General features: G+C 60.1%; 21 protein-coding genes. 18 read left to right on the plus strand and 3 right to left on the minus strand.

The genetic code is table 11. The features are described from left to right. Positions 1–4: 4 nt before the first annotated feature. From DWZ01_RS00895 to ffh, 5 genes are read left to right on the plus strand one after another with little or no spacing between them, the layout of a single operon-like run. On the plus strand, positions 5–247 hold the full coding sequence (locus DWZ01_RS00895) for an acyl carrier protein (protein WP_117847660.1): 243 nt from the start codon (positions 5–7) through the stop codon (positions 245–247). A 3-nt stretch (positions 248–250) separates the two neighbouring features. Beyond that, complete coding sequence (gene rnc / locus DWZ01_RS00900) at positions 251–976, plus strand: ribonuclease III (RefSeq protein ID WP_117847662.1); 726 nt, start codon at positions 251–253, stop codon at positions 974–976. A gap of 10 nt (positions 977–986) precedes the next feature. Next, a complete protein-coding gene (smc, locus tag DWZ01_RS00905) occupies positions 987–4,523 on the plus strand; it encodes a chromosome segregation protein SMC (protein ID WP_117847664.1) in 3,537 nt (1,178 codons plus the stop codon). Further along, positions 4,523–5,440 carry a signal recognition particle-docking protein FtsY gene (gene ftsY / locus DWZ01_RS00910; RefSeq protein ID WP_117769597.1) on the plus strand — a complete coding sequence of 306 codons (918 nt, stop codon included), beginning with the start codon at positions 4,523–4,525 and terminating at the stop codon, positions 5,438–5,440. The genes smc and ftsY overlap by 1 nt, the downstream gene beginning before the upstream one ends. A 10-nt stretch (positions 5,441–5,450) precedes the next feature. Continuing rightward, positions 5,451–6,926 carry a signal recognition particle protein gene (gene ffh, locus DWZ01_RS00915; protein WP_117769598.1) on the plus strand — a complete coding sequence of 492 codons (1,476 nt, stop codon included), beginning with the start codon at positions 5,451–5,453 and terminating at the stop codon, positions 6,924–6,926. 120 nt (positions 6,927–7,046) lie between these two features. Here the strand turns inward: ffh and DWZ01_RS00920 are convergent, their stop codons facing one another. Then, positions 7,047–7,811, minus strand: a complete 765-nt coding sequence (locus DWZ01_RS00920) for a DUF134 domain-containing protein (RefSeq protein ID WP_117769599.1) — start codon at positions 7,809–7,811, stop codon at positions 7,047–7,049. Positions 7,812–7,977: 166 nt separating this feature from the next. On the opposite strand from DWZ01_RS00920, the gene thyA reads away from it, so the two are divergent. The 4 genes from thyA (at position 7,978) to DWZ01_RS00940 (ending at position 11,853) form a co-directional block, all read left to right on the plus strand. Continuing rightward, positions 7,978–8,826, plus strand: a complete 849-nt coding sequence (gene thyA / locus DWZ01_RS00925) for a thymidylate synthase (RefSeq protein ID WP_006234017.1) — start codon at positions 7,978–7,980, stop codon at positions 8,824–8,826. A gap of 9 nt (positions 8,827–8,835) precedes the next feature. Beyond that, a complete protein-coding gene (locus DWZ01_RS00930) occupies positions 8,836–9,354 on the plus strand; it encodes a dihydrofolate reductase (protein WP_117769600.1) in 519 nt (172 codons plus the stop codon). Between the two features lie 109 nt (positions 9,355–9,463). After that, entirely contained in the window at positions 9,464–10,378 is a 915-nt protein-coding gene (locus tag DWZ01_RS00935) for an RNA methyltransferase (protein WP_117769601.1), read from the plus strand. 125 nt (positions 10,379–10,503) lie between these two features. Further along, positions 10,504–11,853, plus strand: a complete 1,350-nt coding sequence (locus DWZ01_RS00940; protein WP_117769602.1) for an MATE family efflux transporter — start codon at positions 10,504–10,506, stop codon at positions 11,851–11,853. A gap of 83 nt (positions 11,854–11,936) precedes the next feature. Here the strand turns inward: DWZ01_RS00940 and DWZ01_RS00945 are convergent, their stop codons facing one another. Then, the gene (locus DWZ01_RS00945) at positions 11,937–12,422 is read right to left on the minus strand and encodes a cob(I)yrinic acid a,c-diamide adenosyltransferase (protein WP_117847666.1); all 486 of its coding nucleotides are present in this window, start codon (positions 12,420–12,422) and stop codon (positions 11,937–11,939) included. 92 nt (positions 12,423–12,514) lie between these two features. Between DWZ01_RS00945 and ftsH the strand changes: the two genes are divergently transcribed. Both ftsH and DWZ01_RS00955 read left to right on the plus strand, forming a co-directional pair. Then, entirely contained in the window at positions 12,515–14,407 is a 1,893-nt protein-coding gene (ftsH, locus tag DWZ01_RS00950) for an ATP-dependent zinc metalloprotease FtsH (protein ID WP_171021520.1), read from the plus strand. A gap of 81 nt (positions 14,408–14,488) precedes the next feature. Further along, a complete protein-coding gene (locus DWZ01_RS00955; RefSeq protein WP_117769604.1) occupies positions 14,489–14,944 on the plus strand; it encodes a DUF523 domain-containing protein in 456 nt (151 codons plus the stop codon). Positions 14,945–14,992: 48 nt separating this feature from the next. Here the strand turns inward: DWZ01_RS00955 and DWZ01_RS00960 are convergent, their stop codons facing one another. After that, positions 14,993–16,075 carry an iron-containing alcohol dehydrogenase family protein gene (locus DWZ01_RS00960; RefSeq protein WP_117847668.1) on the minus strand — a complete coding sequence of 361 codons (1,083 nt, stop codon included), beginning with the start codon at positions 16,073–16,075 and terminating at the stop codon, positions 14,993–14,995. A 510-nt stretch (positions 16,076–16,585) separates the two neighbouring features. On the opposite strand from DWZ01_RS00960, the gene ileS reads away from it, so the two are divergent. The 7 genes from ileS to DWZ01_RS00995 all read left to right on the plus strand — a co-directional run bounded on the left by ileS (position 16,586) and on the right by DWZ01_RS00995 (position 25,908). After that, entirely contained in the window at positions 16,586–19,363 is a 2,778-nt protein-coding gene (gene ileS / locus DWZ01_RS00965) for an isoleucine--tRNA ligase (protein WP_369831643.1), read from the plus strand. 433 nt (positions 19,364–19,796) lie between these two features. Further along, entirely contained in the window at positions 19,797–20,336 is a 540-nt protein-coding gene (gene lspA / locus DWZ01_RS00970) for a signal peptidase II (RefSeq protein ID WP_233504582.1), read from the plus strand. Next, positions 20,336–21,349, plus strand: coding sequence for an RluA family pseudouridine synthase (locus DWZ01_RS00975; RefSeq protein WP_117769608.1), 1,014 nt, complete (start codon positions 20,336–20,338; stop codon positions 21,347–21,349). The genes lspA and DWZ01_RS00975 overlap by 1 nt, the downstream gene beginning before the upstream one ends. An 82-nt stretch (positions 21,350–21,431) precedes the next feature. Continuing rightward, a complete protein-coding gene (locus tag DWZ01_RS00980) occupies positions 21,432–22,727 on the plus strand; it encodes a glycosyltransferase family 2 protein (RefSeq protein ID WP_022094595.1) in 1,296 nt (431 codons plus the stop codon). A gap of 68 nt (positions 22,728–22,795) precedes the next feature. Beyond that, complete coding sequence (locus DWZ01_RS00985) at positions 22,796–23,218, plus strand: prepilin peptidase (protein ID WP_117769609.1); 423 nt, start codon at positions 22,796–22,798, stop codon at positions 23,216–23,218. 31 nt (positions 23,219–23,249) lie between these two features. Continuing rightward, positions 23,250–24,497: a deoxyguanosinetriphosphate triphosphohydrolase family protein gene (locus tag DWZ01_RS00990; RefSeq protein WP_117769610.1), complete on the plus strand. Its 1,248-nt coding sequence runs from the start codon at positions 23,250–23,252 to the stop codon at positions 24,495–24,497. 61 nt (positions 24,498–24,558) lie between these two features. Continuing rightward, complete coding sequence (locus DWZ01_RS00995) at positions 24,559–25,908, plus strand: replication-associated recombination protein A (protein WP_199411340.1); 1,350 nt, start codon at positions 24,559–24,561, stop codon at positions 25,906–25,908. Positions 25,909–25,952 lie beyond the last annotated feature (44 nt).

Below are 25,952 nucleotides of genomic sequence, written 5' to 3' on the forward strand. Positions count from 1 at the left end.
CGCTATGGACCGCTCCGAAATCTTCGACAAGATCGCCGAGGTCGCTGCTGACGTTCTGGGCGTCGATGTTGCCGAAATTAGCGAGGAGACCACCTTTGACGACCTCGATGCCAACTCGCTCGAGCGCCTGCAGCTGGTTACGGCTATCGAGGACGAGTTCAACCTCGAGATCGATGACGAGACTCTGCTCTCGCTCAACTCTGTCGCCGACGCCGTCGACGCGATCGAAAACGCCAGGGAGGCCTAGGTCTTGGCTTTATCCGAACGACTTACGCGTGCCCAGGAAATCCTGGGCCACGAGTTCAACAATAAGGTGCTGCTGCGCGCGGCCCTTACGCATCCCTCGGCAGTCGAGGGCCAGCCGGTTTCTGCCAGCTATGAGCGCCTTGAGTTCTTGGGCGATTCCATTTTGGGTGCTGTGGTCGCACGCTCCCTGTTTGAGTCCTATCCGGAGTTTGACGAGGGCAAGCTCACGCGCCTGAAGGTGTCGCTTGTCTCGGGCGCTACGCTGTCCGAGGTTTCTCACGAGCTGGGCATTGACGACATCATCATCTTTGGTGCCTCCGAGACCGGTACCGGTGCGCGCGGCCTGCATTCGGCGCTCGAGAACGTCTATGAGTCGCTCGTGGGCGCGCTGTACCTGGATGCCGGCTGGGATGCGGCGGCGGAGTTCATTCACCGTACGCTTAAGCCGCATTTGGCTTCCGAGCGTGCCGAGCATCCTGCGAACCCCAAGTCGTTTTTGCAGGAGTGCGTGCAAGCCGACGGTCACGAGCCCCCGGCGTATAAGCTCGTTGGCTCCGAGGGCCCGGCGCATGCGCCCACCTTTACCGCCGTGGTGTTGATCGATGGTATTCGTCAGGGTCGCGGCTCCGGCTCCTCAAAGAAGGAAGCCGAGGGAGCCGCTGCACTCGATGCACTTGACCGCATGGGCTACACCACCAACGGCGTGATTCTCAACAAGAAGCCTGTTTAAGCGAGGAACCGTGTATCTCAAGTCCCTCACGCTCAAGGGGTTCAAGTCGTTTGCCGACCGCGCCCATATGACGTTTGAGCCGGGCCTGACCGTCATCGTCGGTCCAAACGGCTCGGGAAAATCGAACATCTCTGACTCGATTCTGTGGGTCCTGGGCGAGCAGAGCGCCAAGCAGCTGCGCGGCCAGGCCATGGAGGATGTCATCTTCTCGGGCTCATCAGCGCGCAGGCCGGTGGGTGTCGCCGAGGTCACGCTGGTGCTCGATAACTCGGACCATATGCTGCCCGTCGATTTTGAGGAGGTCGCCATCACCCGTCGCATGTATCGCTCGGGCGAAAGCGAGTACCTCATCAACTCGAGTCCGTGCCGCCTGATGGACATTCAGGACATCCTGCACGATTCGGGCCTGGGCAAGGATACGCATTCCATCATCAGCCAGGGCAAGCTCGACGCCATTTTGCAGAGCCGCCCCGAGGAGCGTCGCGCCCTCATCGAGGAGGCCGCCGGCATCTCCAAGCACAAGCGCCGCAAGGAGCGTGCGCTCAAAAAGATTAAGTCAATGGACGAGCACCTGACGCGTGCCCGCGACATCAATAAGGAAATCGCCCGTCAGCTGCGACCGCTGGAGCGTCAGGTCGACCGCGCGCGCAAGTACAAAGAGCTGTCCTCGCGCGCGAACGAGCTTACGCAGATGCTGGCCGTCGACGAGCTGCGTTCGCTGCAATCGCAGTGGAACGACCTGGAGAGCCGCTCTAAGGAGGGCGCCGCCGAGCTGGAGCTCGCGCAGTACCGCCTAGGCGAAAAGGAGCGCGAGCTCGAGAAGCTCCAGGTTATGCTCGAGGAAAAGGGCCTGTTTGTGGGCGACCTGGGCGAGCAACGCCGTCACATGCAAGATGTGGTCGGTCGCATTAACTCCGACATGCGCCTGCTCGAGGAAAAGGGCCACAACATGGTGTCGCGCCTGTCTGACATGCGCGGGCAGATCTCGAGCTCCGAGCATCAGCGTCGTCGCGTGGTCGAGGAGCTCGAGGACGCGCGTGCCCAGCTTGAGGAAGTGACCGGTGCGCACATGCTGGCCCAGGAGGACGTTGACGCCGCTGGTCCTGCCGCCGCTGAGCTCCACGAGCGGCGCGTGGCGCTCGACAATCAGATTTCGCAGTTTACGCGTGAGCAACGCGATGTGCAACGCGTGGCCGATAACGCCGCGCTCGAGCTCGCCAAGGTGAAGGATTCCTTGAGCAATGCCGAGGTCGAGGACAACATGTATGCCTCGCGCCTGGAGCAGATTGACGAGCAGCTCGAGGAGGTCACGGCCTCGCTCGAGAGTCGTCGCGACCGCGCAGAGGAGCTTGAGGGTGCTCTTGAGGAAGCGCGCCAGGCCCAGGCCGATGCGCGTGAGGCCACCGAGACGGCACGCGCGGCTCTGAAGGACCTGCGTGCCCGCGAGAGCGATGCGCGCAACAAGTTATCCGAGGTGCGCTCGGAGCTTTCCAGCCAAAAGAAACTCGATGCCCGCATGGCCGACAGCTCGCCGCTCGTGAGCCGTCTGGTGGGTGCGCTGGGCGATGATGTCACGGGTCGTCTGGGCGACGTGCTCGAGGCCCCGCGCGAGCTTGAGGGCTTGGTTGAGCAATTGCTCGCCGGCGATATCGATGCACTGCTGTTCGACGATACGTCCGCGCTTGAGCGTGCCGGTCGTGCCGCTCTGGACCAGAAGAAGGCCTCGGGCGAGGCGCTGCTGGTGGCGCGCGGCGTGAGCGGCTCTACCGCCGCTGAGGGCGCTGCCGGTACCCGTCTGGTTGATCATCTGTCCGTGCGCGCAGGCTACGGTCCCGTCGTCGAGGCGTTGCTCGGCGGATATTACGTAGTGGACGATCTTGCTGCCGCGCTGTCGGCGCCGGTCGTTGACGGCGTGACTTACGTGACCCCCGATGGCGCCCGCGTCGCCTGCGGCGGCCTGGTGCGCGTGGGCCTCGATGCCGGCGAGGCTTCGGGTGCGCTGGAGCGCAAGCGTCGCATTCGCGAGCTGGAGGGCCTGGAGCCCGATCTGGCTGCCGTGTTTGAGCATGTGTCGGATCAAGTCGTCGAGGCCAATGCGGCCGTTGAGGAAGCGCGTGCCGCTGAGGGCGATGCCGCCGGCGAGATCGCCCGTCTTGAGGGCGAGCGCCGCTCGCTGCTCTCCGAGATCGGCCGCTTGGAGCAAAGCGCCAACAATGCCGAGGTCGAGCGCGTGCGCATCTCCAAGCGCCGCGAGCAGGCCTCCGAAGCCGTTCGCGCTGCGCGCCCGCGCGTTGACGAGCTCACCCGTTCGCGTGACGAGGCTCGCGCGCAGGCAAGCAATCTGGGGTTGCAGATTGCCGAGGCCAACGACGAACTCGACCGCGTTCGCCGTGACGATTCCGAGGCTGCCGGCAAGCTCGCCGACGCCAAGGTTCGCCTAGCCCAGACGAGCGAACGCCTGCGTTCGCTGAAGGGCCGCGTGCCCGATCTGGAGCATCGTCTTGAGGGCATCGACCGCCGTATCCGCGGAACACGCCAGGCCTCGCGCTCGCTCGAATTGCTGCGCCTGCGCGTCGATCCCATGCACGAACGCTATTCGGCCCTGCTGGAGCGCGCGTCGGATTGGGCCTCGCGTCTGCGTGACCAGGCTTCGCTCGAGGAGGCTGACTCGGCCTCGCTTAAGAAGACCATTGAGGACGCCAAGGCCGAGGTCTCCCGCGCCAAGGAGCGGGTCGATGCCGCCACCGCGACGCAAAACGAGTTCAAGGTCGCTCGCGGCAAGCTTGAGGTGCAGGTAGAGGCGGCTATCAAGGCCATTACCGCCGATGGCACCACGGTGCTCGAGGAGGCGCTCATGCTTCCTGCGCCCACCGACCGTGACGCTGCCGAGCGTGAGCTCAACCAGCTCGTGCGCCAGATCAACAACCTGGGCCCTGTGAACCAGGTTGCCATGGAGGAGTACGAGCAGCTCAAGCGCCGCGCCGATTACATCGAGGAGCAGCTGGCCGATCTGGAGAGCGCGCGCAAGGCGCTCACCAAGATCACCGTGGCCATTGACCGTAAGATGCGCAAGGCCTTCCTGGTGACCTTCGAGAAGGTCGATGCGAACTTCCGCGAGATCTTCGCCATGCTGTTTCCGGGTGGCCAGGCACATCTGGAGATGACCGACCCTGAGCATCCGGCCGAGACGGGCATCGAGGTCGTGGCGCAGCCGCGTGGCAAGCGCATCACCAAGATGATGCTCATGTCGGGCGGCGAGAAGAGCCTGACGGCGCTCGCCTTGCTCTTTGCTGTCTATCGCACGCGTACGGTGCCGTTCTATGTGCTGGACGAGGTCGAGGCGGCGCTCGATGACGCCAACCTGTCCAAGCTCATCGGCGCACTCGACGTGTTGCGTTCCGATACGCAGCTCTTGGTTATCTCGCATCAGCGCCGTACTATGGAGGACGCTGACGTCCTCTACGGCGTCTCGATGCAAGCCGACGGCGTCAGTCGCGTCGTCTCGCAAAAACTCGATCGCGAAACCGGAAAGGTCGTGAATGCATAATGGGATTCTTCGATGCTCTCTCGCGCGGACTTGAGCGCAGCCGCGAGGCCCTCAACGAGGTCTTCTACTTTGGCGGCGAGGTCGACGAGGATTTTTGGGAGGACCTAGAGGACACCCTCGTCATGGGTGACATGGGTGCCGAGGTCGCGATCCAGGTGTCCGATGACCTGCGCGATGCCGCGGCCAAGAAGAACCTTAAGACCGCCCCGCAGCTCCGTCGCGCCCTGGCCGAGCAGCTCGAGCAGCATTTTGTGCCCGTCGAGCGCGATCCGTTCGCCGACACGCCGAGTTGCGTGCTGTTTGTGGGCATTAACGGTGCCGGCAAGACCACGACGGTCGGCAAGATCGCGAGCGCCATGTCTGCCCGCGGCAAGAACGTCGTGATCGGCTCAGCCGACACCTTCCGCGCCGCCGCCATTGAGCAGCTCGATGTGTGGGGCCAGCGCGCCGGCGTTCCCGTCATCAAGCGCGACCGCGGCTCCGACCCGGCGAGCGTTTGCTACGACGTGCTCGACGAGGCCGACAAGCGCGGCAGCGACCTGGTGCTTATCGACACCGCCGGTCGTCTGCACACGAGCCCCGAGCTCATGCGCGAGCTTGCCAAGGTGGTCAACGTGACGCGTAAGCGCGCCGCCAATATGGCCGCCGGCCCCATGCCCGTCTCGGTCGTCCTCGTAATCGATGCCGCAACAGGCCAAAACGGCCTGAACCAGGCGCTCGAGTTTAACGAGGCGCTGGGCCTGGACGGTATTATCATGACAAAGCTCGACGGCACGGCAAAGGGCGGTATCGCCATGGCCGTGGCCGAGAAGCTCAAGCTTCCCATCCTGCGCATCGGCGTGGGCGAGCAGGTCGATGACCTGCAGGAGTTTAATGCCAAAGATTTCTGCCGCGCCCTGGTGGGCGAGTCCAATTAAGGAGTGACTAGTGTTTGATTCCCTGAGCGATCGCCTCAACGACACATTTGACCGCCTGCGCGGCAAGGGCAAGCTGACCGAGGCCGATATCACCTCGGCCATGCGCGACATTCGCATGGCGCTGCTCGAGGCCGACGTCAACTTCAAGGTCGTCAAGGAGTTCGTCGCCAAGACCAAGGAGCGCTGCATGACCGCCGAGGTCATGGAGTCGCTGTCGCCGGCGCAAAACGTCGTCAAGATCGTGCTCGATGAGCTCACCGATATGCTCGGTTCCACCGAGAGCAAGCTCGTCTTTAGCAACCGCATCCCCAATGTCATCATGCTCGTGGGCCTGCAGGGCTCCGGTAAGACCACGGCGGCCGTAAAGCTGGCATACCTGCTCAAGAAGCAGGGTCGCTCGCCGCTGCTCGCCGCGTGCGACGTCTATCGTCCCGCCGCTGCCGACCAGCTTGCCACGCTCGGTGGCGAGATCGGCGTGCCGGTCTTCCGCGGTGACGGCGCGCACCCGGTCGATATCGCCAAGGGCGCCATCCAGGAGGCCGTTGACCACCTGCGCGACGTGGTTATCGTCGATACCGCCGGTCGCCTGCAGATCGACGAGCAGATGATGCAGGAGGCCGTGGACATCAAGAAGGCCGTCAAGCCCGATCAGGTGCTGATGGTTGTCGATGCCATGACCGGTCAGGATATCGTCAACGTCGTCTCGACCTTCGCCGAGCGCACCGACTTTGACGGCGTGATCATCTCCAAGCTCGACGGCGATGCCCGTGGCGGCGGTGCGCTTTCCGTGCGCCAGGTGACCGGCAAGCCCATCAAGTTCGTGAGCATGGGCGAGAAGCCCGATTCGCTGGAGCCGTTCTATCCCGATCGTATGGCCAAGCGCATTCTTGGCATGGGCGACGTTGTCGGCATTATCGAGAAGGCCCAGGAGGCGGCCGACGCCGAGCAGCTCGAGGCTGCCGAGCGAATGCTGCGCGAGGGCTTCACCATGAACGATATGCTCGACCAGATGAAGGCCGTCAAGAAGATGGGCGGCATGAAGGGCATCCTGGGCATGCTCCCCGGCGGCCAGCGTGCGCTCAACCAGATGGGTGGCAACCTGGACGAGGGCATCTTCGATAAGAACGAGGCCATTATCATGTCGATGACCAAGGAGGAGCGCCTGCGTCCCTCCATAATCAACGGTCAACGTCGCGCGCGTATCGCCAAGGGCGCCGGCGTAACCCCCACCGAAGTCAATACCCTTATGAAGCAGTGGGGCGAGATGAATAAGATGATGGGCCGCATGCGCACGATAGCCAATCAGGCACAGGCCGGCGGCAAGAAGGGCAAAAAGGGTAGGAAGGGCAAGAAAATGCGCATGCCCAATATCCCTGGCCTGGACGCTATGGGTCTGGGCGGCATGGGCGGCCTGGGTACGGGCGGTCCCAAGTCCGATATGGAGCTGCTGCGCCAGATGGAAGCGCAGATGCGCAATAAGAAATAGGGCTGTAATTCCAGCTTGATATGGCAAAGGCCACTCGGAAGCTACCGGGTGGCCTTTGTTGTTGGCTTTGATTGTTGGGTTGCGTTCGGCGTCGCGCCCCGAGCTCGCGGTGTCGTGCCGTTAGTGGCAGCTGCAGCCCTCGTGGCCCTCGTGCTCGTGATGGTCGTGGCAGCTGCAGGACTCGCCGTGTTCGTGGGCGTGGTCGTGGTCATGGCCGTGGCAGCCGCACGTGGCCTCGCCGTTCTGTGCGAGCGTGCCGGCGATAAGGGCCTCGACGCAAGCGTCGCAGCTGCCCTGGGCACCTGCGTATACCGTGATGCAGGCTTGGGCAAGCGCATTGATAGCGCCGCCGCCGATGCCGCCGCAGATGAGCGTGTCCACGCCACCGTTGGCGAGCAGGCCCGCAAGGGCACCGTGGCCGGTGCCGCCGGTGCCCACGACCTGTTCGTTGAGCACCTTGCCGTCCTGAATGTCGTAGATCTTGAACTGCTCGCTGCGGCCAAAGTGCATAAAGATGTTGCCGTTGTCGTACGTGGTTGCCACCCTCATGGTGTCGACCTCCTTTGCTGGCCATGCGGCCGTCGCTGTGGTGATGGGGGAGTACGCGATATTGCCGCCCTCGATGATGAGCGCTCGTCCGTTGACCAGCGCGTTTGCCACCTTGCGATGCGCGCGGCTGCAGATTGCCGCCACCGTGGCGCGAGCAATGCCCATCTGCTGTGCGACGGCCTCTTGGTTAAGGCCTTCCAGGTCGCACAGGCGCAGCGCCTCGAGTTCGTCGACCGTCATGTCGATGGCATCGCCGCTCGCCAGGCCATCGGGGGTAAAACCGCGATATTCGGGGATGATTCCGACGCGGCGCAGTTTTTCGCGTCTTCCTGCCATGCGCACTCCTTATCTGACATATGTCAACAATAGGATAACTCGATGCTCATTGAGCGCAAGGAATTTCTGGCATATGTCAGAAAATGAGGGCTTATGTTAGGGCTGTGGGGCCGCGTGCGCCTGGGCTACAATGAATCTCGCTTGTAGGCGACTGACAGGAGGGTCAATGAGCAAGGCTGATCAACAGTTTGTAGCCATGTGCCGCGATATTCTGGACCATGGCACCACCACCGAGGGCCAAAAGGTCCGCCCGGTGTGGGAGGACGGCACCCCTGCCTATACCATTAAAAACTTTGGTGTCACGGCGCGCTATGACCTGCGCGAAGAGTTCCCGGCACTTACCCTGCGCCGTACGGCGCTTAAGTCTGCTATGGACGAGATCCTATGGATCTATCAAAAGAAGTCCAATAACGTGCATGACCTCAACAGTCATATTTGGGATGAGTGGGCTGACGAGACCGGCTCTATCGGCAAGGCCTACGGCTACCAGATTGGCCAGAAGAGCCATTACGCCGAGGGCGACTTCGATCAGATGGACCGCGTGCTGTACGACCTCAAGCATACGCCGTACAGCCGTCGTATTATGACGAACACGTACGTGTTCAGCGATCTATCCGAGATGCATCTGTATCCGTGCGCCTACAGCGTGACCTATAACGTCACTCAGCGTCCGCAGGACGACAAACCGACGCTCAACATGATTCTCAACCAGCGTAGCCAGGACATTTTGGCCGCGAACAATTGGAATGTGTGCCAGTACGCAATTCTGTTGATGATGGTTGCGCAGTCGGTCGATATGATTCCCGGCGAGCTGCTGCACGTGATCGCCGATGCCCACATTTACGACCGCCATGTCGATATCGTCCGCGAGCTTATCGAGCGTCCGCAGTTTGCCGCGCCCAAGGTAACGCTCAACCCCGATGTGCATGACTTCTATGCGTTTACGACCGATGACCTGATCGTCGAGGGCTACGAGCACGGCCCGCAGGTCAAGAACATTCCCATTGCGGTGTAGGTGGCGCTCATGACGTGTAAGCTTTCTGCCATCGTCGCCGTGTGCGATGACTGGGGTATTGGGTGCGAGGGCGACATGGTGGTGTCCAACCGTGCCGACATGCGTCATTTTGTGGCGCGCACCAAAGGTTGCCCGGTCATTATGGGACGCAAGACGCTGTTGAGTTTTCCCGGCGGACGACCGCTCAAGAATCGCCGCAACATTGTGCTCACGCGCGACCAAGGCTTTGCGCCCGAGGGCGTCGACGTGGTGCATAGCGTTGATGAAGCGCTCGCCGTGGTAGCCGATGAACCCGTTGCGTGGGTGATTGGCGGCGGCGAGGTGTATCGGCAGTTTTTGCCGTATTGCGTGGAGGCCGAGGTCACGCACAACCATTGCATCCATGCCGTGGACACGTACTTTCCCGATCTGGATGCCGATCCCGCGTGGGAGATTGCGCGACGTGGTGGTGTTGCTACGATTGCCGCGGGCGAGGGTGACGAGGGTCTCGATTATGAGTTCGTGACGTATCGTCGCGTTGATGTGTAAACCCGTTTATCCCTTCGGTATTATCGGGTTGGAATGAGTGGCGGGGTAGCGCATGGCGTTGCCCCGATATTTGTATAGGTGCTGCAAAGAAAGGTGCGGGCTGGCTGCTATGACTGATGCCGTTGAGGTGCTGCAAATCGATTCGCTCGAGGACGAGCGGCTCGATGCCTACGTGCGACTGACCGAGCGCGAGCTGCGCTGCGTGTTGGAGCCGCAAAAGGGCATCTTTATCGCCGAGAGTGCCAAGGTTATCGAGCGCGCGGTTCGCGCCGGATACGAGCCGGTGAGCTTTCTTTTGGGCGAACGCTGGCTCGACCAGATGATGCCGCTGTTTGAGCGCCTGGTTGTGCGCGAGGGCGCGGGCCCGGTTCCCGTGTTCGTGGCCTCGATGGAGCTTATGGAGCAGCTGACGGGCTTTAACGTGACACGCGGTGCGCTCGCGGCATTCCGCCGTCCACGTCAGATTCCGGTAGCCGAGTTCTTGGGTGGCGTCGTCGAGGCGGCGGGGGAGCGCCCGGTGCGCGTGTGCGTGCTCGAGGGCATTGTCGACCACACCAACGTCGGCGCGATTTTCCGCTCGGCGGCTGCGCTGAACGTCGATGGCATTTTGGTGAGCCCTACGTGCTGCGATCCGCTGTACCGTCGCTCGGCCCGTGTGAGCATGGGCACGGTGTTCCAGGTGCCCTGGACACGCATTGGCAGCGAGGCGCGCGTATGGCCGCATGATGGGCTGGCGGCGCTACACGATGCCGGCTTTTCGTGTGCCGCCATGGCATTGACGGATGATTCGGTGTCGTTGGACGATTCCGCGCTGCAGGAGATTGACCGCCTGGCAATCTTTATGGGCACCGAGGGTGCTGGCTTGGGCGCCAAGACCATTGCGGGCTGTGACCGAGCCGTGCGAATTCCGATGGCGCACGGGGTCGATTCGCTCAACGTGGCCGCGGCAAGTGCTGTCGCCTTTTGGCAGCTGTGTCCGCATGTGAGCAATGAGTATCACTACCAGCCGGGTTTGTATCACTAAACAGATATTTCGCACCGGGCTGTGGTTCGGGGCGTTTCGGCCGACGCTGGTCGGTGCTAAGCTGGTGTCGGCTTTGGTCTTAAATTGCCGTTTTGTTGTATGACGTACGCTAGTGGGGAGGGCGTGTGGCTAAGAAATCTACGGCTATCGATGTAACGCAGGGTGTCATTTGGCAGCAGCTGCTGTCGCTGTGCGTTCCCATTTTCTTTAGTTCGTTCTTTCAGCAGGCATACACGCTTATCGGTACCTATATCGTCGGTCAGTTTGGCGGCAAGCTCGCGCTGGGTGGCATTCAGGCCACGATGGTGCTCACCGAGCTCTGCATTGGTTTTTGCGTCGGTGTGGGTGCTGGCTGTGCCGTTATTACCGGTCAGTTTTTTGGCCAGCACGATGACGAGCGCCTGAGCCGATCGGTCCACACGGCCATGACGCTCGCGCTGGTGGGCGGTATCGCTTTCTCGATTCTTGGCATAGTGTTCGTTGAGCCCATGCTGGTGCTTATGAATACGCCGCATGAACTATTGGCCGAGGGCGTGGCCTATGCCCGTTGCTATTTTGCCGCCATGGTTGCGGCGCTGCTGCTCAATATGGGAACGGCATTGCTGCGCGCCGTGGGCGACACGCGCGGGCCCGCTGTGATCATCGCTTCCGGCTGCCTTGTTAATGCGGTGCTGGATGTCATCTTCGTTGCCGTACTTCATATGGAGGCTCTGGGCTGCGGCATCGCGGTGGCGCTGACCATTTGCTCCAATGCCACGATGATCGTGATTCGTATGATGCACGCACCGGGTGCGTGGCGGCTTTCACTGTCCAAACTCGGCATTGATCCTGGTATTTGTAAGAGCATGATTTCGTGTGGTCTGCCGCTTGGCTTTCAGTCTGCTGCGTATTCGATTTCCAACGTTTTGATTCAGGTGTCGGTCAACTCGTTTGGTGCCGATGTCACCACGGCTTGGGGTCTTTCGGGCCGCCTGGATGGCATTGTCTGGATGGTTACCGAGGCGCTTGGCGTGTCGATTACCACGTTCTCGGCACAGAACTTTGGCGCGCGCAACTACGAGCGTATGCGAAAGGGCTACCATACGTCGCTCGTGCTGTCGTTTATGCTCATTGGTGGCCTGTCTGCCGTGCTGCTGGTGTTCTCGGGTCCGTTGTCGCGCCTGTTTGTCGACGATGCTTCGATTTCGGCGTACACCACGACGATTCTTCACTTTATCGCGCCGTTCTACGCGATCTTCTCGATTATCGAAAACGCGTCGGGCTCCATTCGCGGCGCCGGCGTGAGTCTGCAGCCTATGATGCTCACCATCTTTGGCACCGTTGTCTTGAGGGTGATTTGGGTGTTTGCGATCATGCCCTTCGATCCGTCGCTCGAGCATCTACTGCTGGTCTACCCCGTAACCTGGCTCATTACGGCCACGATGTTCACCATCTACCACCACAGCGGCAACTGGCTAGGCCGCGCCATCGCCTAATGATCCCTTGGGGCGGAGGGAAACGGATCATTGCTCTCCGTCGTGATGTCGATGTCCGTTTTCCTCCGTCCCCTTCGGTTTCATTAGTATTTAATGCCTTGGCGGGCCAGGAGGCCTTCGTCGAAGTAGTGTTTGACGGGGCGCATTTCTGTGACCAGGTCGGCGAGGTCCGCGAGGGGCAGCAGGCCGCGGCAGGTCAGTATGAGCTCTGTGGTGTCGGGTTTCATCGCGATTAGTTCCTCGACATCCTCTCGCGCCACAAAGCCGCGGCGCATGGCCTCGCCGAGTTCGTCCAAAATCAGAACGTCGACCTGTGAGATCTGCTCGCGTGCGAGCTCCATGATCTGTGCGGCGCAAGCCTCGGGCGTGTCGCGGTCGGCCTGTGCAATTCGTAACCCTAGGCGTGGTGCCGCATCATGCTCGGCGCAGTGCAGCTTCTTGGCAATCTGCAGCATGAGTACGTCGAGCCCATAACCTGTGGCGCGCATCGCCAATCCCAGCGCAGCCGTGGTTTTGCCCTTGCCATCGCCCGTATAGATCTGAACCTTGCCGACTTCGAGTGATGCCATCTCTATCCTTTCGTGCCCGGCGTCGGTTTATCGCCGGCCGGGTTGGGTATTCTAGTTAGCATTATCAACCCCAGTAGATGGAGTTCAAGCAGATGGAGATGGATGACAACAAGCGTAGACGGAATATGATCCTCTACGTGCTCATCGCCTTCGTCGTCTACCTCGTGCTCTCGACCGTTCTGTTCCCTAACATCGGTCACACGCAGCAGATTACGAAGACCGATTACTCGACGTTTGTCAAAGCGCTCGATAAGAAGAGTGTCGACAAGGTCGAGTACAACACGGACGATTACTCGATTTATTACACCAAGAAGGGCGAGGACGAGAACATCGCCTATAAGACGACCGGTGTGCCGAACGATGCGGGCTTTACCGATCGCGTGCTTGAGTCTGGCGCTTCGCTGGAGTCGGTCGTTCCCGATAAAAACTCGGGTTTGATGACCTACTACCTGCTCACGCTCATTCTTCCCATGGCGATTTTCTTCCTCATCGGTTGGTGGCTCAACCGCCGCATGAAGAAGGCTATGGGCGATGACGGCCCGTCGATGAACTTTGGCGGCGGCGGTTTTGGCGGCGGCGGACTGGGTAAGTCCGGCGCGCGCGTGATCGCCTCCAAGGACGTGGGCGTGACCTTTAAGGACGTCGCCGGCCAGGAAGAGGCCAAGGAGTCCCTCAAGGAGGTCGTCGACTTTCTGGAGAAGCCGCAGCGCTACGAGGAGATTGGCGCCAAGCTGCCGCGCGGTGCTCTCCTTGTTGGCCCTCCGGGTACCGGTAAGACCCTGCTAGCCAAGGCTGTTGCCGGCGAGGCTGGTGTTCCGTTCTTTAGCATTTCGGGTTCTGAGTTCGTCGAGATGTTCGTCGGCCGTGGCGCCGCCAAGGTGCGTGACCTTTTTAAGCAGGCCAAGGAAAAGGCCCCGTGCATCGTGTTTATCGACGAGATCGATACCATCGGTAAGAAGCGCGATGGCGGCGGTTTTAGCGGCAACGACGAGCGTGAGCAGACGCTCAATCAGTTGCTGACCGAGATGGATGGCTTCGATAACCACAAGGGTATCGTTGTCCTTGCCGCAACCAATCGCCCCGACAGTCTCGATCCGGCGCTGCTGCGCCCCGGTCGTTTTGACCGCCGCATCCCCGTCGAGTTGCCCGATCTGACCGGCCGTAAGAACATCCTTGAGCTTCACGCCAAGAGTGTGAAGACCGAGCCGCCGATTGACCTGACCGCGATTGCCCGCGCCACGCCCGGTGCCTCGGGCGCCGACCTGGCCAATATCATCAACGAGGGCGCCCTGCGCGCCGTTCGCGAGGGTCGCAAGCGTGCAACCCAGGACGACTTCGAGGAGTCGGTGGAGGTCGTCATTGCCGGCCAACAGCGTAAGTCCACGGTGCTTTCCGACCACGAGAAGCAGGTCGTTTCCTACCACGAGATCGGCCATGCTATCGTCGCTGCCCGCCAAAAGGGTTCCGCGCCGGTTACCAAGATCACCATCGTGCCGCGCACGAGCGGTGCTCTTGGCTATACCATGCAGGTCGAGGAGGACGAGCGCTTCCTGACGACACGCCAGGAGGTCTTGGACAAGCTCGCCGTCTACTGCGGCGGCCGTGCGGCCGAGGAACTCATCTTTGGCGAGATGACGACCGGTGCCGCCAACGATATCGAACAGGCCACCAAGCTTGCCCGTAATATGGTGACGCGCTTTGGTATGTCCGACGAGTTTGGCATGATGGCGCTCGGTACCGTGCAGAACGCGTATCTCAATCAGGACACGTCGCTCACCTGCGCCCCTGGTACGGCCGAGCGTGTGGACGCGATTGTCGCTAAGCTGATCGAGGACGCGCACGATCGCGCCCTGCAGATCCTCAAGGAAAACAAGTTCAAGCTCCATGAGCTGGCTCGTTATCTGTACAAGAAGGAGACCATCACGGGTGAGGAGTTCATGAACCTCCTCACGCGCGAGAATCCGCTGATGCCCAAGCAACAGTAAAGCCGCGGTCGAGCCAGTAAACGTCGACGCCCCATTTGAGCAGCTTTCTCAAATGGGGCGTTTTGCTTGAGAGGGATGGAAATGAAGATCGTGGTGAGTGCCTGTTTGATGGGCGAGAGCTGCAAGTATAATGGGCTCGACAACTATCATCGCGAGTTGGTCGAGGCCTGCGAGCGTACAGGGACCGAGGTCCTCTTGGTGTGCCCTGAGGTCTTTGGGGGCCTGCCCACGCCGCGCAAGCCGTCCGAGATTGTGAACGGCGAGGTCTGTACCTGCGAGGGCGTGTCCGTTGACCTGGAATTTCGCCTAGGCGCCCAACGTGCGCTCGACATGTGCGAGCAGGCGGGTGGGCCGGAAGAGATCGTCGCGTGCATCCTGCAGGACCGTAGTCCCTCGTGCGGCGCGAGCCTCATCTACGACGGAACATTCAGTGGCACCCTCACGGCGGGCAACGGCGTCTTCGTTGATTTACTGCTCCGCCACGGTTATCGCGTGATCCCGGTTAGCGAGTTCGACCCCAGCATGCTGGAGCAATAAAAAACCACCACAAGGGCACTGCTCCCTTGTGGTGGTTTTGGGCTAGACCTAGAGCGTGTGGCCGTAGGCGTTGGCGGCCTTGATGGCAGCGGCGAACTTCTTGTCGGTGAAGGGCTCCGGGTTGCCCTGCTTCCACTCGTTGGTGGCGTGTGCGTACTTGCACAGAGCAGGGATATCGGCCTCGGAAAGCCCGACCTGCTCAAGCGTCACGGGCAGGCCCATCTGCTTGTTAAAGGCGGCGTAGCGCTCAAGGTTCTCGGTGTCGCCCGTGTAGGCGAACAACACCAGCACGCCCAGGCTTACGACTTCGCCGTGCAGGTAGGTGCCCTCACGCGGAATGCTGCAGGTGGCGTTGTAGAACGCGTGCGCCACGCTCGAGTTGTAGTAGTAATCGTTCTGGTTGGTCAGGTTCGAGACATAGCCCGTGTTGACCACGATGTCGAGCGCGATCTGCTTGACGGCCTCGCTCGACAGATTCTGACGAACGTCCTCAAGACCCTGAACACCGTAGGTAAACAGCGGCTCGGAACAGGTGTGGGCAAGAGCCAGGCCAAGGCCGGCGGTGTGCTCCAGGTCGCCGGCGCTCGTGGCGTACTCGACTTCGGGCTGCTTGGACAGGGCGTCGCCCACGCCGGCCCAGAAGTACTCCGCCGGAGCCTCGGCGATGATCCTGGGATTGATGAAGATGTGCGCCGGTCGGTTGGGGTACGAATAGCCCTCGAGCGATCCATCGTCGTTGTAGACGACGGCAATGGCGGTCGCGGCGGAACAGTTAGAGCAAATCGTCGGCACCGTAAAGACAATCTTCTTGAGCTCGATTGCCGCTGTCTTGACGGTGTCGAGTGCCTTGCCGCCGCCACAGGCGATAAGCACGTCTGCCTGCTGGCAAGCGGGGGAGTTCACGACCTTGGCGATATTGGCGCGCGTACTGTTGGTGCCGTAGACGCGCGTCTCCAGAATCTCGACGTCGGTACCTTCAAGCGCCGCCTCGATGCCCGGCAGCGCCGCAGCTAGGGCTCGCTTGCCGCCAATGATGGCGACCTTGGTCGCTCCGTACTCTGCCAGTGCGGCGGGCAGCTCGGTAAAGCAATCCTCGCCGACGGTATAATCACTCATTCCAATCGTGCGCATGGCAACCTTCTTTCTTTCGATAAAGTGCTTTCAGGTATTTTGCTCCTAGAGAAGGTCCACAGCCGCGAGAAATTTCGAACGTATAAAACCAGTGTTGAGGGTTTTTCGCCGGCGCGGAACGTGCTAGCATACTCCGCATAAGCGTTGATGGGGACGAGTAGTCGGCCGTCCGCATGTTACAGAGAGCGGGGAGCGCTGAGAACCCGTGCATGCGACCGATGAAAATCACCCCGGAGCTGCGGTCCCAACGGACGCGTCGCACAGGCTCGTCTTAGTAGATATCGCCGAGATGGTCGTCGATACAGGCCAGCCGAGTAACGGATGCGAGCGCGCGAATACGCGGGCGAGGGCATCTAAGCTGGGTGGTTAAACGAAGAGCTTTTGCGGGCGTACAGTCCGTTTTGTGGCGCTTCGTCCCAGCTTGTAGGGACGGGCGCTTTTTTGGTGCCCAACGGGCGTGCGCGCCCACGACATGAAAGGGGTACCGTGGCAAACGAGTACAAGCAGACGATGAATCTGCCCAAGACCGGTTTTCCCATGCGTGCCGGTCTTTCCAAGTCCGAGCCCAAGCGACTCAAGGACTGGCAGGACAACAAGGTCTACGAGCAGGTTCTGAAGAAGAACGAGGGTCACAAGAAGTTCGTGCTGCACGACGGCCCTCCGTACGCCAACGGCCCGATCCACATCGGCCACGCCATGAACAAGATCTCCAAGGACATGATCAACCGTTACTGGATGATGCAGGGCTATGAGGTTCCCTATGTCCCCGGTTGGGACTGCCATGGCCAGCCGATCGAGCATAAGGTCGAGGAGAAGCTCGGCACCGAGAAGTTCAACCAGACCTCCACGGCTAAGATCCGCGAGCTTTGCAACAAGTTCGCTGTCGAGAACATCGAGCTGCAGAAGGCCGGCTTCCGTCGCCTGGGCGTGCTCGGCGATTGGGACAACCCCTATCTGACGCTCTATCACCAGCATGACGCCGCCGACATCGAGGTTTTCAAGGCCATGTTCGACAAGGGCATGATCTATCGCGGTCACAAGCCCGTCCACTGGTGCAAGCACTGCCATACCGCACTTGCTGAGGCCGAGATTGAGTACTCCGACGAGACGAGCCCGTCCATCTTCGTGCGCTTTGAGATGACCTCCAAGCCCGCCGGCCTCGAGAACTTCGACGGCCCGGTTGACTTTATCATCTGGACGACCACGCCGTGGACCATCCCCTCCGACCAGGCAGTTTCTCTCAAGCCCGGTGCCGCCTACGTCGCCGTTGAGCACGACGGCCGCGCCGAGGTCATGCTCGAGGACCTGGCTCCCAAGTGCTGCGAGGAGTTTGGCTGGGAGTACACCCCGGTTGTGGTCGACGGCAAGCCCTATGTGGTTCCCGCCGAGACCTTCCATCACATTCACTATAAGCAGCCGATCTTTGACGGTGTTGAGGGCGTGGCACTGTTGGCCGATTACGTCGGTGTCGATGACGGTACCGGTATCGTCCACAACTCGCCCGGTCACGGCGTCGACGACTACTTCGCCTGCCTCAAGGAGGGCATCACCGACATTTGCATGCCGGTCGATGACGACGGCAAGTTCTACACCGGCGAGGAGTTTGGCACCGGCGGCCCCTTCAGCGGCATGGATACCGACGAGGCCAACCCGCACATCATCGAGTTCCTGCGCGAGCGCGGCACCCTGGTCCTCGAGAAGAAGATCACGCACAGCTATCCGCACTGCTGGCGCTGCAAGCACCCGGTGCTCTTCCGTGCTACCGACCAGTGGTTCGTCTCGATGGACAAGACCGGTCTGCGCGAGCAGGCTGGCAAAGAGGTCCGCGAGAACGTCAAGTGGTATCCGGCTCACGCCGCCAACCGCATCGGCGCCATGGTCGAGCAGCGTCCCGACTGGTGCATCAGCCGTCAGCGCAACTGGGGCGTGCCTATCCCCAGCTACACTTGCGCCGACTGCGGCGAGAAGGTCATGAACGACGCCACGCTCGACGCCGTCATCAAGCTCTTCCACGAGAAGGGCTCCGACGCCTGGTTCACCGACGCTCCCGAGAGTTACCTGGGCGAGGCTTGCGTTTGCCCCAAGTGTGGCGGCCATCACCTCAAGGCTGATAAGGACATTCTCGACGTGTGGTGGGACTCCGGCGTGTCCTGGAAGGCCGTCTGCGAGTATCGACCCGAGCTTGAGTACCCGGCTGACGTGTATCTCGAGGGCTCCGACCAGCATCGCGGTTGGTTCCAGAGCTCGCTGCTCACCTCGGTGGGTGCCAACGGCCATGCTCCGTACAAGGCGGTCGTCTCGCAGGGCTTCACGCTCGATGGCCAGGGCCGCAAGATGTCCAAGTCGCTCGGCAACGTCATCGACCCCAACAAGGTCTGCGACGAGATGGGCGCTGACATCATCCGTCTGTGGGTTGCCTCCGTCGACACCAGCTCCGACGTCTCCATCGACCATGAGATTCTCGCTCGTACGTCCGATGCCTACCGTCGTTTCCGCAACACGCTGCGCTTCCTGCTCTCTGAGCTCGAGGGTCAGTTTGAGCCCGAGACCGACGGCGTCGCCTTTGCCGACTTGCTGCCGCTCGACAAGCTCATGGTTGCCCGCCTGACTCAGGTCCAGGCCGAGGTCGACGATGCTTACGCCAGCTACGAGTTCCCGCGCGCCTACCGTGCGCTCTACGACTTCGTGGTTACTGAGCTCTCCAACGTGTACCTCGACGCCCTGAAGGACCGTCTGTACTGCGACAAGCCCGGCTCGCTCGAGCGCCGCAGCGCCCAGACCGTGCTGGCCGAGCTCTTCTCGATGCTCATGCGCGACCTGCAGCCGATCCTGTCCTACACGGTCGACGAGGCCATGGCCTATGCGCCCGCCGGCTGCGTCGATCACCAGAAGTACGCCGCGCTACTCGATTGGTACAAGTCGCCCATCACGGTCGACGAGGCCAATGAGTTCGAGGGCGTGCTCGAGGCTTCGCTCGAGCTCCGTAGCGCCGTGACCAAGGCCCTTGAGGATGCCCGTTCTGCCGGCACCTTCACTAAGAGCCAGCAGGTCCGCGTCAAGGCGGTCGTTCCTGCCGAGATGTACGCGCTGCTGACCGGCGACAAGGCCGTCGACCTGGCTGAGTTCTACATCGTTTCCGATGTTGAGCTGACCCCGGGCGAGGAACTCTCCGTTGCCATCGAGGCAGCCGAGGGCGAGTGCTGCGACCGTTGCTGGAACTACCGCACCACCGTCGGCGAGTACAACGGCCACGCACATATTTGCAAGCGCTGCGCCGATGTTTTGTAGGTTACGGCGTTCGTAGAACGCCGTAACCTACCGACGCTGCAAACGCCCCTAAGCGGCAATCTGACGTTCAATCGTCGGTCGCGTACCAAAGTACGCTTCCCTCCTCTTTGACGTCACCTTGCTCGCTTAGGGACGTTTTCGCTGTTGGTGACGATAACGCGGCGTTTCCATTGCTGGAGCTAGAGGCTTTCTTTCGACTTGCGTTTTTAGTCGAAAGCTATTAAGCGACATTCCGTTATTCGGAATGTCGCTTTCGTTTTTAGCTGGTTATTTCGCTTGCGTTGGTGGATATGTCGTGCGTTCTGCGTATGGCAATATAAGATAGTTCTTTGTATTAAACGTAATTCGATGTTCTTGAGGGTAGGGGATTGATTTGGGTCGTGCTGGGGGTATGACGCCGCCTTTGCGTTGGCGGTTGGGTGTTGCTGGTGGTGTGGCACTGGTTGTGCTGCTCGTTGACCAGCTGACCAAGCTTGCGGTTCGTGCCGTGGGCGACGCTTTACATGTGACCGTCATCCCCGGTGTCATCGACTTTATTTTTGTCCGCAATATCGGTGCTGCCTTTAGCATGGGCGAGGGGCATGGCATCGCGTTTGCCGTGCTGGCGTTGGCGGTTATTATCGCTATCGCCGTGTACCTCGTTCGTGCATCCCAGCTCGCCCATCTTGAGGTTGTGGGCATGGCTATGGTCGCGGGCGGCGCTATCGGCAACGCGATCGATCGCCTTGTCTTTGGCTTCGTGACCGATTTTATTGCCACCACCTTCATCGACTTCCCCGTCTTTAACGTGGCCGATATCGGCATCACCTTAGGTGTCGTGCTTGCCCTCATCGGCTACATGTTCTTGAGCCCTGCGGCCCGCGAAGTCGATGCGACTGCCGAGCTCAATGCTCGTGATGAGGCCCGCGCCAAGCGCAAAGCCAAGCAGCGTGGGGAGCGTGCCCGCAAGATTCGTGAAAGGAATGAGCGTTAATGGCCGACATCCATATTCTTGTTGCCAACGATTGCTCTGGCCAGCGTCTTGACGCCTTTCTGGGTGCCAACGACGGCTGCCCCACGCGCTCTGCCTGCGCGCATCTGATCGAGGGCGGCGCCGTAATCGTGAACGGCGAGACCTGCCTATCAAAAAAATATGCTGTGCGCTCCGGTGACCGCATCTCGGTCGACCTGCCCGAGCCGCATGATCCCACTGATGTGATTCCCGAGGCCATCCCCCTCGATATCCGTTACGAGGACGACTACCTCATCGTGCTCTCCAAGCAGCGCGGCCTGGTGTGCCATCCCGCCCATGGCCACGAGAGCGGCACGCTTGCGAACGCTCTGGTCTACCACTGCGGCATTGACCATCTGGGTACCGTGCAGGGTGAGGACCGCCCCGGCATCGTGCATCGTTTAGATCGCGATACCTCGGGCCTCATGCTTGCGGCAAAAGACGACGACACGCAGCGCGCACTCCAAAATCTCATTCGCACGCGCACGCTCGATCGTCGCTATATCACGCTCGTTCACGGACATATCGCTATGGATGAGGGCACCATTAACACCGGCATTGCCCGTTCTACGCGTGACCGTGTCAAGATGGCGGTTTCGGACGATCCTTTCGCGCGCCAGGCCATTACGACCTTTAAGGTCCTCGAGCGCTTCGATTCCACGCGTTTTGACGACGGCTATACGCTCGTCGAGTGCCACCTGTTTACGGGCCGCACACATCAGATTCGCGTGCATATGCGCCATATCAACCACGCCTGCGTGGGCGATCCGCTCTACGGCAAGTGCGATGCACGCGCCGATCAGGGTCTGACCAGGCAATTCCTTCATTCCTGGCGTGTTGCATTCGACCATCCCGTGACGGGGGAGCGCATTGAGTGCCGCGACGAGCTGCCGTGGGATCTCGCCGCGGTTCTTGACGACCTGGCCCCGCGCTCGCTTGGCCGCACCGCTGCCGGCGACGAAATCGTTCCGCAGCTCGGTCTGCTCGAAGCCTAGCCAGTATTAGGTGGTTTCTTGAACTCGGTAAGCCTGCGGTAAGATATACGGTTGTTTACGTAACGCGTTCTCGGGAGCCTGCATGCTCGCCTTTTTACAAACCAACACACCCATCGTGATCTTCAACCAGATTGTTGTCACGCTGCTCACGGTCTGCTTTCTGTACCAGGTGGTCTTCTTTGTCATTGGCGCTCTTCGTGGCGAGGTCGCGCCTCCCAAGGCCAAAAAACTTCACCGCTATGCCTTCTTCATTGCTGCGCATAACGAGGAAGCCGTAATTGCCAATCTCGTACGCTCCATCAAGGACCAGGACTATCCGTCCGAGCTTATCGAGGTCTTTGTCGTTGCCGACGCCTGCACCGACAACACCGCGCAGCTCGCACGCGAGGCCGGTGCCATTGTTTACGAGCGCAATGACCTGGCCCGAAAGGGCAAGAGCTGGGTCATGGACTTTGGTTTCGATCGCATTCTCAACGAGTATCCCGACACGTTTGAGGGCTACTTTATCTTCGATGCCGATAACGTCATCTCCCGCGATTATGTCTCCAAGATGAACGATGCCTTTGACCAGGGCTTCCATGTGGTCACGAGCTATCGTAACTCCAAGAATTTTGGCAGCTCGTGGATCTCGGCAGCTAATGCTACTTGGTACCTGCGCGAGGCGCGCTTTCTCAATAACGCGCGCAACATCTGCAAGACTTCTTGCGCTGTCTCTGGTTCGGGCTACCTCATCTCCGCCAGCGTTATCGAGGGCATGCACGGTTGGCAGTTCCATACGCTGACCGAGGATATTCAGTTCACCACGTTCTGCGCCATTCACGGCATTCGCATCGGTTATGCGCCTGCGGAGTTCTTTGACGAGCAACCCGTGACGTTCAAGGCATCCTGGAAGCAGCGTATGCGCTGGACCAAGGGCTTTTACCAGGTGTTCTTTACCTACGGCAAACATCTGGTCAAGTCGACGTTCCGCTATCATCGATTTGCCGCCTACGACATGTTCATGACGATCGCCCCGGGTATGCTGCTATCGCTGATCTCGATGCTCGCTAATGCGACGTTCTTGATTGTGGGTGGCCTTTCGCATGGTTTCTTGGCTACCGAAGTCGAGATGCAGGCGTGCGCCGCTTCGCTCATTATGACCTTCGCCATGATGTATCAGACCTTCTTTATCCTGGCGCTGCTCACGACTATCTTTGAGTACAAGCACATTCACTGCGCGCAAAAGTGGCGTCTGGTGACTAACCTGTTTACCTTCCCGATCTTTATGTTCAGCTATATCCCCATCACGGTGGCCGCGTTGTTCCTGAAGGTCGACTGGGTGCCGACGCAGCACGCCGTCAACGTTACCCTTGACGAGGTCATGCAAGGCGCCAAATAACCACCACCAAAACCACCGCAAAGGTGTGGTGGTTTTTGCTTTTGCGATGCAGCTCGAGGAGGCGTCCGATGGTCTATATCCCGTTTTGGATTTGCATCTTTGCCGGCATGGCAATTGATGCCCGAGAGCGACGGTTTCCCAATGGGCTTGCCGGCGCATGTGCCGTGGCGGCGTTGGCGGGTGTTTTGCTCGACCTCGGTTTGAACACAGCGCTTGACCACGCGGGTCTTGCCGTCATTGTGTATCTTGCTCTCGTGCTGACTGAGTCCCTCTGGCGTCGTCTTCGCCAAATCCCGGGCATCGGCATGGGGGATGCCAAGGCGCTCTTCGCGCTTTGCACGCTCGACCCTATGGGTGGCATCGTTGCATTTGCCGTCGCACTCCTGGCCCTGGCCCTCTCCTGTCTCTTCACAAAATCGCGCTCCCTGCCATTGCTCCCGTTTTTAGTGCCGATTTTTGCCATAATCGAGGTCGTGGGCTGCACTTTGTAACCGATTGCGCATCCTTCTTAAGGAGCATGCCATGGCAACTATTCAAGAAACGGCCGTCATTAAGGCGCGCATGGACCGTATTCCCTCGGCGTTGTCGCCCGAACTTGTCGAGCGCATTGCCACCGATCGTGCTTCGGGCTATGTTAACCCGTATCGTTGCAACGACGATCAGGTCATTCGTCGTATTGATCGCGCTGCCGACAAAGGCACGCTTATGCGTCCGGCATTTATGCGCGATACCGAAAAGATTCTTCATCTTCCTGCGTACACGCGTTATGCAGGCAAAACGCAGGTCTTTAGCTTCCGTAGCAATGATGATCTGTCGCGCCGCGGTTTGCACGTGCAGCTTGTCTCGCGCATTGCGCGCGATATCGGTCGCGCCCTGGGGCTCAACTGCGATCTGATCGAGGCGATTGGCCTGGGCCACGACTTGGGACACACGCCCTTTGGCCATGCCGGTGAGCGATTCCTCAATGATATTTACCTCGAGCGCACGGGTCGTTACTTTTTCCATAACGTGCAGTCGGTCCGTGTGCTCGATGCGCTGTACGGCCGTAACGTGTCGCTTCAGACGCTCGATGGCGTGCTATGCCACAACGGCGAATATGAGCAGCGTGTGTTTGAGCTTTCGGACATGGGCTCCTTTGACCAGTTCGATCAGACGGTTGAGGACTGTATCGCCACGGGCTATAGCGCGATTGAGCACCTGCGTCCCATGACGCTCGAGGGCTGCGTGGTTCGCATCTCGGATATCCTTGCCTACGTTGGGCGCGATCGACAAGACGCCATTGCGGCAGGCCTTCTGTCGCCCGACGCTTTTGACGACGGTCGGGGCGGGGCCTATAACAGCTGGATCCTCACGCACGCTTCCATCGACATCGTTGAGCATAGCTACGGTAAACCGCGTATCGAGATGAGTGAGGACCTGTTTGAGGAGATCCGCCGGGCCAAGCGCGAGAACTACGAGAAGATCTACAGCAAGGGCGGTATCGAGGGCGATTCCGAGGCGGAGCTGCGTGAGGCATTCGAAAAGCTTTACGACCGTTGCCTGCAGGATATAAACGAAGGCGACGAGTCTTCGTATATCTTTAAGCACCACATTTCGCGCATTGAGCAGCAGCTTTCCTACTACGATCGCACCTATGCCTGGCAGGACGACAAGGATCAAGCCGTGGTGGATTATATCGCGAGTATGACGGACGGTTATTTCTGCGAGCTGACGAGTAAGCTGTTCCCTGGTTTAAAGTTTCCGCACCGTACCTATATTAACGAACGGTAGTTCGTATCCTTTCGGTATACTGGTTAGTTGAAAACGTTTTTGATTGATGCACGGGATGGCTATGGACGACCTTTTTTCTGCCTCGACGCGCGAGCGTTCCTTTAAAAATGCGCCGCTCGCGGTGCGCATGCGGCCCAATTCGCTCGACGAGTATGTGGGCCAGCAAAAGGCCGTCGGTAAGGGCTCGTGGTTGCGTGCCGCAATTGAGCACGACGTGCTGTCGAGTGTGATTCTGTACGGGCCGGCCGGTACGGGCAAGACGACGCTGGCACATATTATCGCCAACCATACCAAGAGTGAGTTTGTCGAAGTCAGCGCCGTGACGGGCACCGTAAAGGATCTTCGCCGCGTGATTGACGAGGCCAAGACGCGTCTGAATACGTACGACCGTCGCACCATCCTGTTTATCGACGAGATTCATCGCTTTTCGAAGTCACAACAGGATGCATTGCTGCATGCGGTTGAGAACCGTACCGTTATTATGATTGGCGCCACGACGGAGAATCCGTACTTCGAGGTCAACTCGGCATTGCTCTCGCGCGGTCGCGTGGTGGAGCTTGAGCATCTTAAAGACGAGGACATTGCCACGCTGATCGAGCGTGCACTCGAGGCTCCGCAGGGTTTGAACGGCAAGTTCTTGGTCGATGAGGATACGGTTAAGACCATCTGCACGCTGGCAGCGGGTGACGCTCGCTCGGCGCTCACGACGCTCGAACTGGCGAGCGAGATTGCCGTCACGCGTCCCGATACCGAGGGAACGCCGGCGCCGGCGGCGGGGGAGCGCTATCCCATCACCGTGGATGACGTAAAAATTGCCAACCCGCGTCGTGGCTTTTCGTACGACAAAAACGGCGACATGCACTACGACATTATCAGTGCGTTTATTAAGTCTATGCGCGGTAGCGACCCCGATGCCACGATCTATTGGCTCGCGCGCATGATTGATGCGGGTGAAGATCCCAAGTTTATCGCTCGCCGTATTATGATTCAGGCTTCTGAGGACGTTGGCAACGCCGATCCGCAGGCGCTTTTGGTGGCGCATGCCGCGTTTAAGTCTGCCGAGGTCATTGGCTATCCCGAGTGCCGTATTAACCTGGCTCAGGCTGCGCTCTATGTGTGCTTGGCTCCTAAATCCAACGCGTGTGAGGCTTCGATCGATGCGGCGCTGGCCGATATCCACTCTAGTGGGCTTCGCGAGGTGCCGAGTTATCTGCGCGATCGCCATCGCCCAGGCAGCGACGACTACGGTGTGTATAAATACCCGCACGATTATCCCGAAGGCTGGGTCGATCAGCGCTATTTGCCCGAAGGGCTGGAGCGTGGCGCGTTCTGGCAGCCTGCGGGCCGCGGCTGGGAAGAGTGGCGCGTAGAGCAAAGCGAACGCGACCGTAGCGGTAACGCGCCCAAGTAGGTCCTTGGCACCTCGCACATTCCCTTTGGGTATCTTCCCCCTTC

Source organism: Collinsella sp. AF28-5AC (assembly GCF_003457875.1).
GTDB lineage: Bacteria > Actinomycetota > Coriobacteriia > Coriobacteriales > Coriobacteriaceae > Collinsella.

Bases quoted from the DNA above. Each gene is read 5' to 3' on its own strand.
- ftsY (WP_117769597.1), top strand. From the start codon at position 4,523: ATGGGATTCTTCGATGCTCTCTCGCGCGGACTTGAGCGCAGCCGCGAG.
- DWZ01_RS00980 (WP_022094595.1), top strand. From the start codon at position 21,432: ATGCTCGCCTTTTTACAAACCAACACACCCATCGTGATCTTCAACCAG.
- DWZ01_RS00945 (WP_117847666.1), bottom strand. From the start codon at position 12,422: ATGGCATCACTCGAAGTCGGCAAGGTTCAGATCTATACGGGCGATGGC.
- thyA (WP_006234017.1), top strand. From the start codon at position 7,978: ATGAGCAAGGCTGATCAACAGTTTGTAGCCATGTGCCGCGATATTCTG.
- ileS (WP_369831643.1), top strand. From the start codon at position 16,586: ATGAATCTGCCCAAGACCGGTTTTCCCATGCGTGCCGGTCTTTCCAAG.
- DWZ01_RS00930 (WP_117769600.1), top strand. From the start codon at position 8,836: ATGACGTGTAAGCTTTCTGCCATCGTCGCCGTGTGCGATGACTGGGGT.
- ftsH (WP_171021520.1), top strand. From the start codon at position 12,515: ATGGAGATGGATGACAACAAGCGTAGACGGAATATGATCCTCTACGTG.
- DWZ01_RS00990 (WP_117769610.1), top strand. From the start codon at position 23,250: ATGGCAACTATTCAAGAAACGGCCGTCATTAAGGCGCGCATGGACCGT.
- DWZ01_RS00955 (WP_117769604.1), top strand. From the start codon at position 14,489: ATGAAGATCGTGGTGAGTGCCTGTTTGATGGGCGAGAGCTGCAAGTAT.
- DWZ01_RS00975 (WP_117769608.1), top strand. From the start codon at position 20,336: ATGGCCGACATCCATATTCTTGTTGCCAACGATTGCTCTGGCCAGCGT.
- DWZ01_RS00985 (WP_117769609.1), top strand. From the start codon at position 22,796: ATGGTCTATATCCCGTTTTGGATTTGCATCTTTGCCGGCATGGCAATT.
- DWZ01_RS00920 (WP_117769599.1), bottom strand. From the start codon at position 7,811: ATGGCAGGAAGACGCGAAAAACTGCGCCGCGTCGGAATCATCCCCGAA.
- DWZ01_RS00960 (WP_117847668.1), bottom strand. From the start codon at position 16,075: ATGCGCACGATTGGAATGAGTGATTATACCGTCGGCGAGGATTGCTTT.
- DWZ01_RS00935 (WP_117769601.1), top strand. From the start codon at position 9,464: ATGACTGATGCCGTTGAGGTGCTGCAAATCGATTCGCTCGAGGACGAG.
- DWZ01_RS00895 (WP_117847660.1), top strand. From the start codon at position 5: ATGGACCGCTCCGAAATCTTCGACAAGATCGCCGAGGTCGCTGCTGAC.
- DWZ01_RS00995 (WP_199411340.1), top strand. From the start codon at position 24,559: ATGGACGACCTTTTTTCTGCCTCGACGCGCGAGCGTTCCTTTAAAAAT.